This window comes from Mesorhizobium sp. WSM4814 (assembly GCF_055811595.1).
Genome location: NZ_JBVVQT010000016.1, coordinates 1 through 15,005 on the forward strand (window position 1 = coordinate 1; position 15,005 = coordinate 15,005).

Here is a 15,005-nt window from a genome sequence, read left to right on the forward strand (position 1 = left end):
AATTGGCCGGAGGGGGTGGGGGCCAAGAGGGGTGGGATTGATACCGGCCGCGCCGGCTTTAACCATCTGTTCACCATAAGGTTCGATGCTGTTTTTCTCAGGCACCACTCCGCATGACGTTTTCGATCGCAGTTGCTGCGCAGTACGGGAGAAATGGCTTTGACGGTTGCCGACATCAACAGGCTGGAACAGGCCGCACGCGTTTCGATGAGCGGGTTCCAGGATCCCGAAGCATCCGCCATGCGGTCGCCCCGTGCTTCCCTGCCGATCCCCGGCCTCGCCGCAATCGGGCTGGCTGCAGTGGCCGTCCTGGTCGCCGCGTTCCAGTTGGTCTGATGCATTCGCGCAGAGGCAAGCCCCTCGGGCCTGAACCAAGGGTGTGCAGCGGTTTTGCGATAACAATTTAAAGCAAAGCGTCGGACGCAAGCGGCCGGCGGCTCGGGCTTGCCTGATGTCGGCCTGTTCTCCATGGTCGCGCGGGCCTGTATCGCCGGAACTTTGGCGGATGTGGCCCGTTCTATGGCGGGAGGACCGTCGCCATGGAACATATCGCTGCCGTGCTGCTTGTCATCGGCTGTTCGGACACGATGACTGAGTGCCGCGAATTGCCCGTATCGGTGAGCGTTTTCGAAACCGCTCAGGAGTGCACCGCCGCGCGTCCGTTTGCCCTGGGCGATGTGCAGGGTCAGGCTCCGCGCATCATTGCCAAATGCCTTTCCGTCGATCCGGCACTTGAGGATGATTACGACCAGATCGTCTGGAACGTGCGCCCGGACGGCACCCTCGACGCTTCCGTGGAGATTTCCGACCTCGAGCTCGCCTCGGGCGGCGCGCGCCCCGAAAAAGATTCTCTTAGCCAACAATGAAATCGAGCAGGGCAAAACACTTTTTCGCGTGATAAATGACGGGCGGAGCTACAAGTGAGGACAAAGGCGAGGAGTGACCCTATGCGGAAGATGATTATTGCCATGGTTGCCGCGATCGCGGTCAGCGGTTGCAGCACCACCGAGCAGGACGTCGGCGTCGGCGCCGGTGTCGGCGCTCTGGCCGGCGGCCTGATTGACGGCGGCAAGGGTGCGCTGGTGGGCGCAGCCATCGGTGCCGGTACCGGCCTGCTGGTGCGCAACCTGCGCAATGGCTATTGCCAGTACCGCGACAACCGTGGCCGTCTGTTTACGGCTCGCTGCTGATCCGTTTCAAACGCAAGAGGCATTGGAAGCGGAGAACGGACGAGCCTGTCTCTGTTTACATGGGTGCTTCATTTGGGGCGCTTTATTTGGGCGCTTTCGAAAACGCTCGGTTTGCGGCAGCGTTTCAGTCCGACAGCGGGATCCGGATTTCCACGCTCAACCCGCTATCGTGAAAATCGCGATTGATCGTACCGCGCAATTCGCGCGTCACGTTCAAATCGATCAGCTTGGTGCCAAAACCGGTTTTGACAGGTGCTTCGAGTTTCTTCTGGCCGGCTTCGCGCCAGTTGAGGACCAGCGTCCGGCCGCTCCTGTGGCCTTCGACCGCCCAGTCTACCTTGAGCGACCAGTCGCCATTCCTGGTATTGGCCGAATTGCCGGTTTCGCCATATTTCAGCGCGTTCGTCGCCAGTTCGTGAAAGGTCAGGCCGAGCGCTTGCGTCGTCGTCTCGTCGAGCAACACCTCTGGCCCCGACAATATCCCGTCGGGAAGCTCCTTGCCGAACACCTGGCCAAGCTCGATGCGCAAGAGATCGCCAAGATCGGCCTTCTGCCAGCGCGAGCGCGTCAGCATGTCCTGGGATGCCGCCATCGCTTGCAGCCGGGCCGAAAAGGAGGACGAGAACTCGTTGACGTCGGTGGCGTGCGACGCCGTCTGGCGCGCGATCGCCAGCACCCGCGTGATCGAGTTCTTGATGCGGTGCTTCATCTCCTGCAGCATCAGGTCTTTTTCGAGCAGGCTTTTTTCCGTCGTCTCATGAAGCAGCGAGACCGCGTCATAGGCCCGCTCCTGATATCGGGCCACCAGCGCGATCGTTCCGGCGAGCAGCAGTCCGAACAGGCCGAGCATCACCGGAATGGCGCGCGAGGAAGGTTGCGAGAAGGCGCTTGTCGGCCTGAACAGGACCGTCCATGGACGTCCGGCGATGGTGAGTTCGCGAGAAACCAGCAACCTGTCGCCGAAGCTCGACGCCGGCGGCGTTTCCGACTGGAACAAAAGATGGTCGGCATCCACCTTGCCGTCATAGATTTCGATGTTGACCGGCAGCAGCGGCGTCCGGCTGAGCGCGGTCTGGAACAGGTCGCGGGCGCGGAACGCCGCATAGAGAAAGCCTGTTGTCGACGATCTCGACGCATCGATGCCGTCCGCCGCGGTTTCGATGTTGAGCCGCACGAAAACCAGGAAGCCGGTGAAGGTCTGCGCAGCACCTGTTTCCTGGCCTAGCTGCACGCGCCCGCTTGCGTGCTGCTGATTGTCGGCCATCGCCCTTTCGATCGCCTCGCGCCGCACCGGTTCGGTGAACATGTCGTAGCCGATGCCGGATTGATTGGAAGGATCCAGTGGCTCGAACAGCGTGATGGGCGCACGCCATGGCAGCGTTGTCGTGGCCGGATAGATCGCATCGCTGACGCCATAGTCGTGCTGGATGGCACGCTCGACCGCTGCCTCGTCGCCGGCTCTCACCAGCCGGAGAAAGCCGATGCCGCGCAGGCCGGCGAAATTGTCGTTGATACCCAGCGCATCGAAGAACGCCTTGAACTCGCTCCGCGAAATGTCACCATTGCGAGCCTCGAACAGTGCGTGTGTCGATCGCAGCATCGACAGATGCAGGTCGATGCGGCTATCGATCCGGTTGAGGGCGTCGTCCGCCGTCGCCTCGAATTTGATGCGCGCCGCTTCCTGCGTGGCGAAATAGGCGAATCCCGCCATTGTCAGGCTGATCAGCGCGACGGCGATGAAAGCGACGATCGGGAAGAACTTCTTCAAGCTGTGGCTGCGACCCATGGTTCCCCATCTTATGGGCAAGTCCCCGTGGCAACACAATGGCGCGGCCAAACCATCATGACGGCTGGCATATCACGTGACAGGTATTTGACGCTTCAGGCGGCGATCTTCAGCGCGCCTGGCCCGGGTATGGCGCCTGGCGGGCACTTGCCCAGAATGATCATGCCGAGCACCTCGTCCTGGGTCACGTCGCCGGTGCGCGCCGTGCCAACGACCCGACCATTCTTCATGACGCAGACGCGGTCGGCAAGCTCGAACACATCGTGGATGTCATGGCTGATCAGGAAGATGCCGATGCCGTCGGCCTTGAGCTGCATGACCAGTTCGCCGACTTGCGCCGTTTCCTGCGGTCCCAGCGCCGCCGTCGGCTCATCCATGATCAGGATGCGGGCGTTGAACAGGATGGCGCGCGCGATCGCCACCGACTGCCGCTGGCCGCCCGAAAGCTTGACCACCGGCTCCTTGAATCGCTGGAAGCGGGGATTGAGCCTGCCCATCACCTTGCGCGACTCGGCCTCCATGGCGCCATCGTCGAGCGTGCCCCAGCCGGTCATCAGCTCGCGGCCGAGGAACAGGTTGGCGGCGGCGTCGACATTGTCGGCGAGCGCCAGCGTCTGGTAGATCGTCTCGATGCCGTATTTCTTGGCGTCGCGCGGATTGGCGATCGAAGCCTCCTCGCCATTGACGAAGATCTGACCCGAATCGCGCTTGTAGGCGCCGGACAGGATCTTGATCAGCGTCGACTTTCCCGCACCGTTGTGGCCGAGCAGCGCCACGACCTCGCCCGGGAAAAGGTCGATCGATGCATCGTCGACGGCGCGAATACCGCCGAAGGCAATCGAGATGTTGCGCATATCGATCAGTGGCGTGGGAGCAGTCGTGTCAGCCATGATCGTTCCTCTCTATGGTTTCGCCGAGCATGATGCTGGACCGAAACGGATGTCCACTTTTCGCTGATCCGGACCTTTGGCTCGGGATCATGCTCAGACCCGCTTGCGGTAGACGGTGTCGAGCCAGACGGCGACGACCAGCACGGCGCCGACGACGACGCTCTGAAGCGGTGAATCGATGCCGAGCAATACCATGCCGGACTGCAGCGACTGCATCAGAAGCGCGCCCAGCATGGCGCCGAGCACCGTGCCGGAGCCGCCGGCCAGCGACGTGCCGCCGATGACGGCTGCTGCGATGACCAAGAGTTCGTCCAGCGTGCCCAGCGCATTGGTCGCCGCATTGAGGCGGGCCGAAGCAATTGCCGCGCTGATCGCGGCCAGAACGCCCATGATCATGAACACTTTCATGGTCACCCAGCGCGTGTTGATGCCGGCGAGTTCCGCCGCTTCCGGGTTGCCGCCAATGGCAAAGACGTAGCGGCCGAATCGGGTGCGCCGGGTGATGAAGGTCATGACGATGCCGACTGCGACCGCGATCAGCACCGGTATGGCGATGCCATGGGCGATGAACAGCCCGCCCTCGGGGATGGTGATGCCGTTCCGCTGGGCGTATTGGCGAACGATGCCGATTGGCCACGGATAGGAATTGGCGATCCAGACGGCGCCGAGGATGGCGGCGCAGGCGACAACACCAAGCAGGCTCTCCGCCCAGACCGGGCGCAACGGAAACTTGAAGCGCTTGCGCTGCGACCGGCCGTTGAGCAGCATCAAGGCGACGGCCACACAGGCGAGAATGCCGACGATCCAGCTCGCGGTCGCCCCGATCGAGCCACGCGGCCCGCCACCCATCAGCTGGAACGTGGCATCGAGCGGCGCGACGGTGCGCCCGCTCGTCATCAGCCACGCCATGCCGCGCCAGATCAGCAGGCCGCCCAGCGTCACGATGAAGGCCGGAACCTCGAGATAGGCAATGATGAAGCCCTGAAGCGCGCCGATCATGAGGCCGAGCGCCACGCCGGCAGCCAGGGCGATTACCCATATCCAGGGATTTCCAAGCTGGAATCCCATGACGCGGATGAGGAATTCTGCCTGCGCAACGCCCATCACCATGCCGATCACGCCTTCGACGGAGCCGACCGAAAGATCGATGTTGCGCATCACGATGACCAGCACCATGCCGGTCGCCATGATCGCGACCGAGGAAGTTTGCACCGACAGGTTCCAGAGATTGCGCGGCGTGAGGAAAAGCCCACCCGACAGGATGTGGATTCCAACCCAGATGATCAGCAGCGCGCCGACCATGCCGAGCATGCGTATGTCGAGCTCGGTTGCCTTGAGGAAGCGGCCGAAGGGGCTGAGCTCGGATTCACGCGCCCGATCGGCAGCCGGCGTGTTGGAAGTCGTGTCGGTCATGATGTCCTCCCACCGTTGCCGTCTGCCGCGGATGCCGGAAGCAGCTTAGAAATTACCCGCGAGACGCGGAAAAACAACTCTTTTGAAAAAAACGCCGCGGCGTGAAGCCGCGGCGTTTCAGGTTTTTTTGGCGAAGGCGGATCAGTTGCAGACCGCGACGGTGCCCGCCGCCACGCCGGCGCAGACCTCTTCCTGCTTGATCCAGCCGGCGTCGATGACGACGTTGAGATTGTCCCTGGTGATGGCAATCGGCGTCAGGAACAGCGACTTGACGACATTGCCGCCCGGCGTGGTGAAATCCTTGACGCCGGCAATGTCTGTCATCGGCTTGCCGTCGGCCAGCTGCGAGGCGATCTCGGCGGCGTTCTTGCCGAGCTCGCGCGCGTCTTTCCACACCGATACGGTCTGTGTGCCCAGCGCGATACGGTTCAGCGCGGCATGGTCGCCGTCCTGGCCCGAAACCGGGACGGATCCGGCCAGGCCTTGCGCCGTCAGCGCCGCGACGACGCCACCGGCGGTGCCGTCATTGGCGGCAACCACCGCATCGACCTTGTTGTCGTTGGCGGTCAGGAACTGTTCCATGTTCTTCTGGGCGTTGGCGGGAAGCCAGCCGTCCGTATAAGCCTCGCCGACATTCTTGATCTTGCCGCTGTCGATGGCATCCTTGAGCACTTCCATGGAGCCGGCGAACAGGAAATCGGCATTCGGGTCGGCGCCCGAGCCCTTGATGAAAACGTAATTGCCTTCCGGCGCCACCTTGAACACTTCGCGGGCCTGCATGCGGCCGACTTCCTGGTTGTCGAAGGTCAGATAGAACACGTCCTTGTTCTCGATCAGCCGGTCATAGCCGACGACCGGAATGCCTTCGTCCAGCGCCTTCTGCACCGCCGGACCGATGGCCGAGGCATCCTGCGCAAGGATGATCAGCGCGTTGGCGCCCTGCGAGATCAGGCTCTCGACGTCGGTCAGCTGCTTGCCGGGATTGGACTGTGCGTCAGCGGAAATATATTTGTCGCCGGCGGCCTCGATCGCCGCCTTCATGGCGGCTTCGTCGGTCTTCCAACGCTCTTCCTGGAAGTTCGACCACGAAACGCCGATGACCTTGTCCTTGGCCTGCGCGGCCGACGCGAGCGTCAGCGACATGGCGACCCCCGCCAGAATGGCGGCTGCGAATCTCTTCATGATATTCCTCCCTGCGCCGCGTAGGGCGCGACCAACTGGCCCGAAGGCCGGCACAAAGGCTCTATTTTTTCGAGCCTCGAAAAAATACTGGTCCAACGCCGAAGCACTGTCAACACCAATTCTGATGGATGTTGACGTCCTGTCGGGCTTTTTTTCGAGGCTCGGAATAAATAATGACAGCCCCCTCCGCTTCTGCCAGTATTTGTCGGACATTACCGACGGCTTCCGATTCATGAGCGGCCGCGGCGATGAGGAGGAAACAAAAATGTCGGTGGGAATCCGTCATGACGATCTGCGCCGGCGCAACCGGGCGATGGTGATTTCGGCCGTGCGCCGGGCAGGCCAGCCGTCGCGGACCGAGATCGCCGCGACCACCGGCCTCAGCCATTCGACCATATCGGCGATCTCTGCCGACCTGATCCAGGAAGGCATCCTGGCCGAGAGCAAGGCGAGCGAGACGGTTTCGCTGAAACGCGGCCGGCCGCAGGTCGGCCTCAGCCTCAATCCGCAAGCCGCTGCGGTGTTGGCCGTCGTGTTGTCGCTGAATTTCCTGTCGGTCGCCGTCATCGATTATGCCGGACAAGTGGTCGCCGAGGACCAGCGCCGGCTGGACACGCTGACCATGTCGCGTGACGCGCTGATCGGCGAATGTGTCGCCATCGTCCGGCGCCGGCTCGAAGATCCCGACCTCGATGTCCAAAGCGTCGCCCGCATCGCGCTGGCGATCCAGGGCATCACCGATTCCCATGCGCGCGCCATGTTGTGGTCGCCGATCACGCCGCAGACGAACATCGCCTTCGCCGACATTCTGGAACGCGAGTTCGGCATCCCGGCCATCATGGAGAACGACTGCAACATGATGGCCGTGGCGCTGCGCTGGCGCCACCCGGATCGCTACCGCGATGACTTCATCGCCATCCTGCTCTCGCACGGCATCGGCATGGGGCTGGTGCTGAAGGGCGAGCTGTTCACCGGCACCCACTCCTCAGGCGGCGAATTCGGCCACATGATCCATCGGCCGGGTGGCGCGCTTTGCCGCTGCGGGCGGCGCGGTTGCGTCGAGGCTTATGCCGGCAACTACGCCATCTGGCGCAACGCAAGGCTGTTGAGCGAGAATGCCGAGCCGGTCGCCGATGTCAGCGACGCCGAGATGCGGGCACTGGCGGCCCGGGCGCGCGAGACGGACGGACCGGAGCGCGAAGCCTACCGCAAGGCCGGCGAGGCGCTCGGCTTCGGGCTCGGCAGCCTGTTCGCGCTGATCGATCCGGCGCCCGTGGCCATGGTCGGCGCCAGCGCTGCCGCCTTCGACCTGATCGAGCCGGCGCTGCGCGAGGCCATCGCCCAGACCGCCGGCGGCCAGCATTCGGGTTCGATTTCCTTCGACACCGAGCCGAACGAGTTGCCGCTGATCCGCGAAGGCTGCGCCATGCGGGCGCTAAGCTTCGTCGACCAGGAGATTTTCGCGCCGAGCATCCAGGCACGAGCCGGCTCGGTCGGAAAGAACGTGGCTTGAAGGATTCCCGGGTCGCGACTTGGGGTGTGTTGAGATTCAGGTCAGGCCGAGTCGAGAATGGTGGGTTCCGAGATCCGGAGCGGAGCGTACTTTGGGGTACGCCGGAAGCGCAGGTATCAGCTAGTCTTCCCTGATCGCATAGCCGGCGCCACGGATGGTGCGGATGACATCGGGCATGCGACCATTGTTGACCGCCTTGCGCAACCGGCCGACATGGACGTCCACCGTGCGCTCGTCGATGTAGATCGTCTCGCCCCAGACATTGTCGAGCAACTGGCTGCGCGAGAAGACCCGGCCCGGGTGCCGCATCATGAATTCGAGCAGCCGGAATTCGGTCGGCCCGAGCCGGATCTCGCTCTTCTTGCGATAGACCCGGTGCGATTCACGATCGAGCATGATGTCGCCGACCTTGAGCACGCTGGACAGCACTTCCGGCTTGGCGCGGCGCAGCAGCGCCTTGACCCTGGCCATGAATTCCGGTGTCGAGAACGGCTTGACCAGATAGTCGTCGGCTCCGGTCGAAAGGCCGCGCACCCGGTCGCTCTCCTCGCCGCGCGCGGTCAGCATGATGATCGGCAGCCGCTCGGTTTCGGGGCGCACCCGAAGCCGCCGGCAAAGCTCGATGCCGGAAACCGCCGGCACCATCCAGTCGAGCACCAAAAGATCGGGCACGTTTTCCTGCAGCCGGATTTCGGCCTCGTCGCCGCGCGTCACCACCTCGACCTGATAGCCTTCGGATTCAAGATTGTAACGGAGGAGGACGCCCAACGGCTCTTCATCCTCCACCACCATGATGCGCGGCGCGATCATCGGCCGGTCACTCCTGTCATGTCGCCGGCGCCGACATCGTCGTTTCGTCGAGCTTCGGGCGGTCCGCCGGCAATTGCTGCCCGGTCACGACAAAGTAGGCGTTTTCGGCGATGTTGGTGACGTGATCGCCGATACGCTCGAGATTCTTGGCGCAGAACAGAAGGTGCGTGCAGGCGGTGATGTTGCGCGGATCCTCCATCATGTAGGTCAGGAGCTCGCGAAAAACCGCCGTGTATTTCACGTCGATCTTCTGGTCGTCGGCGCGCAGTTCCTTCAACGCGCCGGCATCGCGCGACACATAGTGCTCGACCACCCCGCGCAGCTGCACAAGAACGAGATCCGCCATCGCGTCAATACCGTGCGACAGATTACGCGGCGTCGCGCTCTGCCCGACTGCGCTGACCCGTTTGGCTATGTTCTTGGCCAGATCGCCGATGCGCTCGAGATCGCCAGCCATGCGGATTGCGCCAACCACGGCGCGCAGATCCTGCGCCATCGGCTGCCGCTTGGCGATCAGCGTGATGGCGCTGTCATCGAGTTCGCGCTGCCGCGCATCCATGATGGCGTCGTCCGAGACGACGCGCTGCGCCATCGCATTGTCCGACGCAAGCAGCGCGCGGATCGAGGCCGCTACCATTGCGGCGGCGAGCTCGTCCATGTCGCGGATCAGCCGGTCGATGTGCTCCAGTTCCTCGTCGAAAGATGCGACGGTGTGTTCACCCATGGTGCTGTCCTCGTGTTCGAAATTCGCCGGACCGCTCAGCCGAACCGGCCGGTGATGTAGTCCTGGGTGCGCTTGTCGTCGGGGTTGGTGAACATCTTGTCGGTCGCGCCCTCCTCGACCAGATAGCCGAGATGGAACATCGCCGTGCGTTGCGACACGCGCGCCGCCTGCTGCATCGAATGGGTGACGATGACGATCGTATAGTTCTGGCGCAGTTCGTCGATCAGTTCCTCGACGCGGGCGGTGGCGATAGGATCGAGCGCCGAACAGGGCTCGTCCATCAGGATCACTTCCGGCGACACGGCGATGGCGCGCGCAATGCACAGGCGCTGCTGCTGTCCGCCGGACAGGCCGGTACCCGACTCGAGCAGGCGATCCTTGACCTCGTTGAACAGGCCGGCCTTCTTCAGGCTCGATTCGACGATGCCGTCCAACTCGGCCTTGCTCCTGGCCAGGCCGTGGATGCGCGGACCGTAGGCGACGTTTTCGTAGATCGACTTCGGAAACGGGTTCGGCTTCTGGAACACCATGCCGACGCGAGCTCGCAGCTCGACGACATCGATTTTCGGGTCGTAGACATCCTCGCCGTCGAGCGTGATCTTGCCGCTCACCCGCGCGATATCGATCGTGTCGTTCATTCGGTTCAGGCAACGCAGGAACGTCGACTTGCCGCAGCCCGATGGGCCGATCAACGCCGTCACCTGATGCTCGCGGACATCGAGATCGACGTCGAACAGTGCTCGCTTCTCGCCGTAGTGAACGGAGACCTTTTCGCCCTTCATCTTGATCGAAGGGGCGTTGGTTGCGCTGCTCAGTTTCTGCTCGACGCCGGCTTCCGTCATGATGTTCATATCCTCTACTCCTTACCAGCGCCGCTCGAAGCGCCTGCGCAGTATCACCGCGATGGCATTCATGATGACCAAAAACACCAGCAAAATCAAAATCGCCGCCGAAGTCTTCTGCTGGAACCCCGCTTCCGGGAAATCCGCCCACATGAAAATCTGCACCGGCAGGATCGTCGCGGGATCGGTGAAGCCGCCGGGAATGTCGACGATGAAGGCGACCATGCCGATCATCAGCAACGGCGCGGTTTCGCCCAGCGCATGCGCCATTCCGAGGATGGTGCCGGTCATGATGCCCGGCATCGCCAGTGGCAGGACGTGATGGAATACGGTCTGGACCTTGGACGCTCCGATGCCAAGCGCCGCCTCGCGGATCGACGGCGGCACGGCGCGCAGCGAAGCGCGCGAGGCGATAATGATGATCGGCAAGGTCATCAGCGCCAGCACCATGCCGCCGACCACCGGGGCTGAGCGCGGCATGCCGAAGAAATTCAGGAATACGGCAAGTCCAAGCAGGCCGAAGACGATCGAAGGCACCGCCGCCAGATTGTTGATATTCACTTCGATCATCGTCGTCAGCCGGTTCTTGGGCGCAAATTCCTCAAGATAGATCGCCGCTGAAACGCCGATCGGGAAGGCGATGGCGAGGGTTACGATCATGGTCAGGAACGATCCGACGACCGCGCCCCAGACACCGGCCAATTCCGGCTCGCGGCTTGCGCCGGTGAAGAAGAAGATCGAGTTGAACCGGCTTTCGATCAGGCCGGCGCTCTTCAGCGTGTCGAGCCAGACGATCACCTTGTCCGAAATCTTTCGCGATGCTTCCGGCGTCTCGATGACGCGCAGGAATGCCTGGCCGCTCGCGGCGGGCGCCGTGCTGTCCAGCGCCTCGATCACCGTGCCTTTTGCGATCACCGTGCCGTTGGCCGCAGGCGACAGCGAGGTCAGCTTGACCGTGCCGCCATTGAACGCGACCAGCAGCGACGACGCGCCGCTCGTCAGCGTAAACATGCCGTTTTCGCCCTCGGTCGCACCATGGCCGCGCGCCAGCGCCAGCATGGCATCGTCGCCGAAGGTCAGATCGATGTCGCCGCTGGTTCCCGAAGGCGTGACGCTTGTCGAAAGCGCTTCGTCCGAACCGACATCGGCAAGCAAACCCTTGAGATAGAGGTCGGCAAAATCGTCAAGTGGAACCGCATAGTCCACCGTTCCTCCGAGCATCCCCGGATCAGCCGCAATATCCTTGCGCAGGAACACGCCTGTGCCGGTGGAAATCAGCCCGCGCAGCAGGCGCTTGTCCTGGCGGCTCGTCACATCCGGAAATTTTGCCGTAAGCGCTTCCTGAGCGATGGCGTCGTAGTTCACTTCATCGAGTTTCGCCGGGTCGACCTTGGCCGCTGAAAGATCGATCGGCAGCGTCACATAGTTCTGCCGCAGCGCCGGAATCGCCTGCGTGACGATCGTCGACAGGAGCAGCACAAGGAACAAGCCGGCCAACACGACAGCTGCGGCGCCGAGCCATTTGAACCACGTTTCCGTGCGGTAGCGGCCCTTCAGCCGCGCCTTCGCGGCATCGTCGGTATGAATGCTGACCGGCCGTCCGACGGCGCCGAATGACGAGATCGCATCAGTCATATTGCTCTCGGTATTTCTGGACGACGCGCAAAGCGACGATGTTGAGGGTAAGCGTGATGCAGAACAGCACCAGGCCGAGTGCGAAGGCTGCAAGCGTCTTGGCGCTGTCGAACTCCTGGTCGCCCACCAGCAGCGTCACGATCTGCACGGTCACGGTGGTGACCGCTTCGAGCGGATTTGCCGTGAGGTTTGCCGCCAGCCCCGCCGCCATGACCACGATCATCGTTTCGCCGATTGCGCGGCTGACGGCAAGCAGCATCGCCGAAACGATGCCCGGAAGGGCAGCGGGAAGGACCACCTTGCGGATGGTTTCCGACTTGGTCGCGCCGAGGCCGGCAGAACCGTCTCTCAGGGATTGCGGAACGGCGTTGATCACATCGTCGGAAAGCGAGGAAACGAAGGGAATGATCATGATACCCATGACCACGCCTGCGGCGAGCGCGGATTCAGATGCGACGTTGAGGCCCAGGCTTTCGCCGATACCGCGGAAGTAGGGCGCAACCGTCAGCGCGGCGAAGAAGCCGTAGACGACGGTCGGAATGCCGGCGAGGATTTCCAGAACCGGCTTTGCGACCGCGCGGACGCTTTTGGAGGCGTAATCCGAAAGATAGATCGCAGCCATCAGCCCGATAGGCGCAGCCACCAGCATGGCGATGAAGGTGATGAGCAACGTGCCGGCAAAGAGCGGCACCATGCCAAAAATGTCCTCGTTGACCGCCCCGGCCTCGGCTCCCGCGCCAGTGAAGGCGCTCTGCGGCGACCAATGCGTGCCGAACAGGAACTTGTAGAACGGCACCTGTTGGAAGAACCGCAGCGACTCGAAGATAAGCGACAGGACGATGCCGATCGTCGTCAGGATCGCGACCACCGAACAGGCGATCAAGAATGCGCGAAGAACGCGCTCGACCACGTGGCGCGCCCGGTAGGCCTGTGCGATGCGTGAATAGGCCCAGTAAAATCCGGACGCGGAAAGCACGAGTGCGACGGTCCAGATGATCCAGGTGCTGGTCGCATGGACCGATTTGTAGAGGGCGGCGGCCGCCTCTTTCGTGGGGTCGGCGAAGCCGACAAGTCCGCCAAAGGCCATCGCGCGAGCGTCGCGGATGAAAGCTTCGACCTGCGGGACGCCCATTCCCGACAACTCGGAGGCGAAGCGGTCGGCAATGATCGACGATTCAATTCCCGGCGTCACCAGCGACCACAACACGATCGCAAGCAGCGCGGGACCGGCAGCAAAAAGCGCCAGAAACATGCCATGCTGGCCAGGCAGCGAATGCAGTCGCGCGACGTCGCCATTGACGCTGGCAATAGCGCGGGTCCGGCCGAGCCAATAGGCAGCAGCGGCCAGAACCACCAGAAGAACAACGAGATAACCGACCATGATTCGGGACGTCCCCTCGACCGCCGGTCATTCACCGGCTCAAAGCACGGGACCTAAGATCCCGCGCTTTGTGCTTTAGGATATGAGGGGTCAGAGCGGTAGGCTCGGACCCCGAAACATCAGGAGCCCATGCCCTTCAGCGCCTTGGCGTTTTCGGCCGACTTGGCGCGCTCGGCGTCCGGCAGCGGGATCAGGCCCTTGTCGGCCAGATAACCATCAGGACCCCATGCAGCATCCGAGGTGTACTCGGCGATGAACTCCTGCATGCCGGGGATGACACCGACATGCTCTTTTTTGGCATAGACAAAGAGCGAGCGGGAAACGCCGTAATCGCCGGATGCGATGTTCTCGAAAGTCGGCTCGACGCCGTCGACCTTGTGGCCCTGCAGCTTGTCGGCGTTCTGGTCAAGGAACGAGAAGCCAAAGACGCCGAAGGCATTGGGGTTGGCTTCCAGCTTCTGGACGATCAGATTGTCGTTTTCGCCGGCCTCGACAAAGGCGCCGTCTTCGCGGATCTCGCCGCAGCCCTTTTCGTTAGCCGCCTTCACTTCTTCCTGGCAGGCCGCATCCATGACGAGTTCGACGAACGCATCGCGCGTGCCGGATGTCGGCGGCGGGCCAAGCACCTCGATTTTTGTCGCGGGAAGCGATGCATCGACATCCGACCAGTTCTTGTAGGGGTTGGGGACGACCTTGCCGTCAACAGCGACGTTCTTGGCGAGCGCCTTGAAAACCTGTTCCTTGGTCAGATCGACGACAGTCCCTGCCTTCGAGTTGGCCAGAACGATGCCGTCGAAGCCGACCTTGATCTCGACCGGCGTCACGCCGTTTGCCTTGCAGGTCTTAAGCTCGCTGTCCTTGATGGCGCGCGAGGCATTGGTGAAGTCGGCGGTGTTTTCGCCGACGCCCTGGCAAAACAGCTTCATGCCGCCGCCGGTGCCAGTCGACTCGACGACCGGGGTCTTGATCTTTCCGCTCTGGCCGAGCTTTTCAGCGACAGCCGTCGTGAAGGGGAACACTGTGGACGAACCAACGATTTGAATCTGGTCGCGCGCGGCGGCATAACCAGCCGACGCGGCGAGCGCAAGCGCCGCGGCCGACGCCGTAAGGAGGAATTTCTTCATGTGGCCTGCTCCTGTTCGGAAAAATGGTCTCTCGGCGCCATTCCTTCGGCGCCCGCTGAGGCCATAGCCCCCGATTATTACAGTCACATGACAGTTTGATGTCAGCCCGGTAACCGCCGCACAGCCCTGTCAAAAGGAAGGGCCGCGGGTCTCGCCGGTACAGCCGTGGTTTGCCGCTGGAATCAGCAGCTTGCGCGAATTGCGGCCGGCCTTTGCCTGGACGGGCGAACAATTGGCGCCGAAAAAGAAAATCCGGGCGGGAGCGCGTTGCATGCGGCCAAGGAGGTCATGGCCGTGCCATCGCCGAAGCAGGTCCGTTGGGGTAAATCTGACCCTGCTTCTTGCCGGCGGTCGCTGCTCCCGCCCGTAACTGGAGGAGCGGAACTCGAATGCGCTTATTGTTCCAACCGGACGCATGCTTTGGTATGGTGCGATCGCACCATAGTCTTGTCGCAACGCGTCGCCGAATCGGCTGGACCCGACAGGCTGACGTGGCTATCCCGCGCGTGGATTTC

General features: G+C 62.7%; 14 protein-coding genes. 4 read left to right on the forward strand and 10 right to left on the reverse strand.

Translation table 11 applies throughout. From position 1 onward, the window contains the following. Positions 1-153: 153 nt before the first annotated feature. The 3 genes from AC0L2V_RS21830 (at position 154) to AC0L2V_RS21840 (ending at position 1,190) form a co-directional block, all read left to right on the forward strand. Entirely contained in the window at positions 154-336 is a 183-nt protein-coding gene (locus AC0L2V_RS21830) for a hypothetical protein (RefSeq protein WP_473521162.1), read from the forward strand. A gap of 203 nt (positions 337-539) precedes the next feature. Continuing rightward, positions 540-866, forward strand: a complete 327-nt coding sequence (locus AC0L2V_RS21835; RefSeq protein ID WP_473521163.1) for a hypothetical protein — start codon at positions 540-542, stop codon at positions 864-866. 81 nt (positions 867-947) lie between these two features. Then, positions 948-1,190: a YMGG-like glycine zipper-containing protein gene (locus AC0L2V_RS21840; RefSeq protein ID WP_027153471.1), complete on the forward strand. Its 243-nt coding sequence runs from the start codon at positions 948-950 to the stop codon at positions 1,188-1,190. A gap of 124 nt (positions 1,191-1,314) precedes the next feature. Here the strand turns inward: AC0L2V_RS21840 and AC0L2V_RS21845 are convergent, their stop codons facing one another. From AC0L2V_RS21845 to xylF, 4 genes are all read right to left on the reverse strand, one after another. Further along, a complete protein-coding gene (locus AC0L2V_RS21845) occupies positions 1,315-2,958 on the reverse strand; it encodes a CHASE domain-containing protein (RefSeq protein ID WP_473521213.1) in 1,644 nt (547 codons plus the stop codon). 113 nt (positions 2,959-3,071) lie between these two features. Next, positions 3,072-3,866 (reverse strand): ATP-binding cassette domain-containing protein, encoded by a 795-nt coding sequence (locus AC0L2V_RS21850; RefSeq protein ID WP_473521164.1) that lies wholly within the window; start codon positions 3,864-3,866, stop codon positions 3,072-3,074. 93 nt (positions 3,867-3,959) lie between these two features. Beyond that, positions 3,960-5,279 carry a sugar ABC transporter permease gene (locus AC0L2V_RS21855; RefSeq protein ID WP_236368828.1) on the reverse strand — a complete coding sequence of 440 codons (1,320 nt, stop codon included), beginning with the start codon at positions 5,277-5,279 and terminating at the stop codon, positions 3,960-3,962. A 141-nt stretch (positions 5,280-5,420) separates the two neighbouring features. After that, the gene (xylF, locus tag AC0L2V_RS21860; RefSeq protein WP_473515467.1) at positions 5,421-6,461 is read right to left on the reverse strand and encodes a D-xylose ABC transporter substrate-binding protein; all 1,041 of its coding nucleotides are present in this window, start codon (positions 6,459-6,461) and stop codon (positions 5,421-5,423) included. Positions 6,462-6,726: 265 nt separating this feature from the next. Between xylF and AC0L2V_RS21865 the strand changes: the two genes are divergently transcribed. Further along, on the forward strand, positions 6,727-7,974 hold the full coding sequence (locus tag AC0L2V_RS21865) for an ROK family protein (RefSeq protein ID WP_473512188.1): 1,248 nt from the start codon (positions 6,727-6,729) through the stop codon (positions 7,972-7,974). A 120-nt stretch (positions 7,975-8,094) separates the two neighbouring features. On the opposite strand, the gene phoB is transcribed toward AC0L2V_RS21865, so the two are convergent. From phoB to AC0L2V_RS21895, 6 genes are all read right to left on the reverse strand, one after another. Further along, positions 8,095-8,784 (reverse strand): phosphate regulon transcriptional regulator PhoB, encoded by a 690-nt coding sequence (phoB, locus tag AC0L2V_RS21870; RefSeq protein ID WP_031254097.1) that lies wholly within the window; start codon positions 8,782-8,784, stop codon positions 8,095-8,097. 16 nt (positions 8,785-8,800) lie between these two features. Beyond that, a complete protein-coding gene (gene phoU, locus AC0L2V_RS21875) occupies positions 8,801-9,508 on the reverse strand; it encodes a phosphate signaling complex protein PhoU (protein WP_023797095.1) in 708 nt (235 codons plus the stop codon). Between the two features lie 35 nt (positions 9,509-9,543). Further along, entirely contained in the window at positions 9,544-10,359 is an 816-nt protein-coding gene (pstB, locus tag AC0L2V_RS21880) for a phosphate ABC transporter ATP-binding protein PstB (RefSeq protein WP_023797094.1), read from the reverse strand. 12 nt (positions 10,360-10,371) lie between these two features. Beyond that, a complete protein-coding gene (gene pstA / locus AC0L2V_RS21885; RefSeq protein ID WP_473521165.1) occupies positions 10,372-11,985 on the reverse strand; it encodes a phosphate ABC transporter permease PstA in 1,614 nt (537 codons plus the stop codon). Continuing rightward, entirely contained in the window at positions 11,978-13,366 is a 1,389-nt protein-coding gene (pstC, locus tag AC0L2V_RS21890; RefSeq protein ID WP_473512191.1) for a phosphate ABC transporter permease subunit PstC, read from the reverse strand. Before pstC ends, pstA begins: the two co-directional genes overlap by 8 nt. A gap of 119 nt (positions 13,367-13,485) precedes the next feature. Then, positions 13,486-14,490 (reverse strand): PstS family phosphate ABC transporter substrate-binding protein, encoded by a 1,005-nt coding sequence (locus AC0L2V_RS21895; protein ID WP_091593258.1) that lies wholly within the window; start codon positions 14,488-14,490, stop codon positions 13,486-13,488. Positions 14,491-15,005 lie beyond the last annotated feature (515 nt).

Bases quoted from the DNA above. Each gene is read 5' to 3' on its own strand.
- AC0L2V_RS21830 (WP_473521162.1), top strand. From the start codon at position 154: ATGGCTTTGACGGTTGCCGACATCAACAGGCTGGAACAGGCCGCACGC.
- AC0L2V_RS21835 (WP_473521163.1), top strand. From the start codon at position 540: ATGGAACATATCGCTGCCGTGCTGCTTGTCATCGGCTGTTCGGACACG.
- AC0L2V_RS21840 (WP_027153471.1), top strand. From the start codon at position 948: ATGCGGAAGATGATTATTGCCATGGTTGCCGCGATCGCGGTCAGCGGT.
- AC0L2V_RS21850 (WP_473521164.1), bottom strand. From the start codon at position 3,866: ATGGCTGACACGACTGCTCCCACGCCACTGATCGATATGCGCAACATC.
- AC0L2V_RS21855 (WP_236368828.1), bottom strand. From the start codon at position 5,279: ATGACCGACACGACTTCCAACACGCCGGCTGCCGATCGGGCGCGTGAA.
- xylF (WP_473515467.1), bottom strand. From the start codon at position 6,461: ATGAAGAGATTCGCAGCCGCCATTCTGGCGGGGGTCGCCATGTCGCTG.
- AC0L2V_RS21865 (WP_473512188.1), top strand. From the start codon at position 6,727: ATGTCGGTGGGAATCCGTCATGACGATCTGCGCCGGCGCAACCGGGCG.
- phoB (WP_031254097.1), bottom strand. From the start codon at position 8,784: ATGATCGCGCCGCGCATCATGGTGGTGGAGGATGAAGAGCCGTTGGGC.
- phoU (WP_023797095.1), bottom strand. From the start codon at position 9,508: ATGGGTGAACACACCGTCGCATCTTTCGACGAGGAACTGGAGCACATC.
- pstB (WP_023797094.1), bottom strand. From the start codon at position 10,359: ATGAACATCATGACGGAAGCCGGCGTCGAGCAGAAACTGAGCAGCGCA.
- pstA (WP_473521165.1), bottom strand. From the start codon at position 11,985: ATGACTGATGCGATCTCGTCATTCGGCGCCGTCGGACGGCCGGTCAGC.
- pstC (WP_473512191.1), bottom strand. From the start codon at position 13,366: ATGGTCGGTTATCTCGTTGTTCTTCTGGTGGTTCTGGCCGCTGCTGCC.
- AC0L2V_RS21895 (WP_091593258.1), bottom strand. From the start codon at position 14,490: ATGAAGAAATTCCTCCTTACGGCGTCGGCCGCGGCGCTTGCGCTCGCC.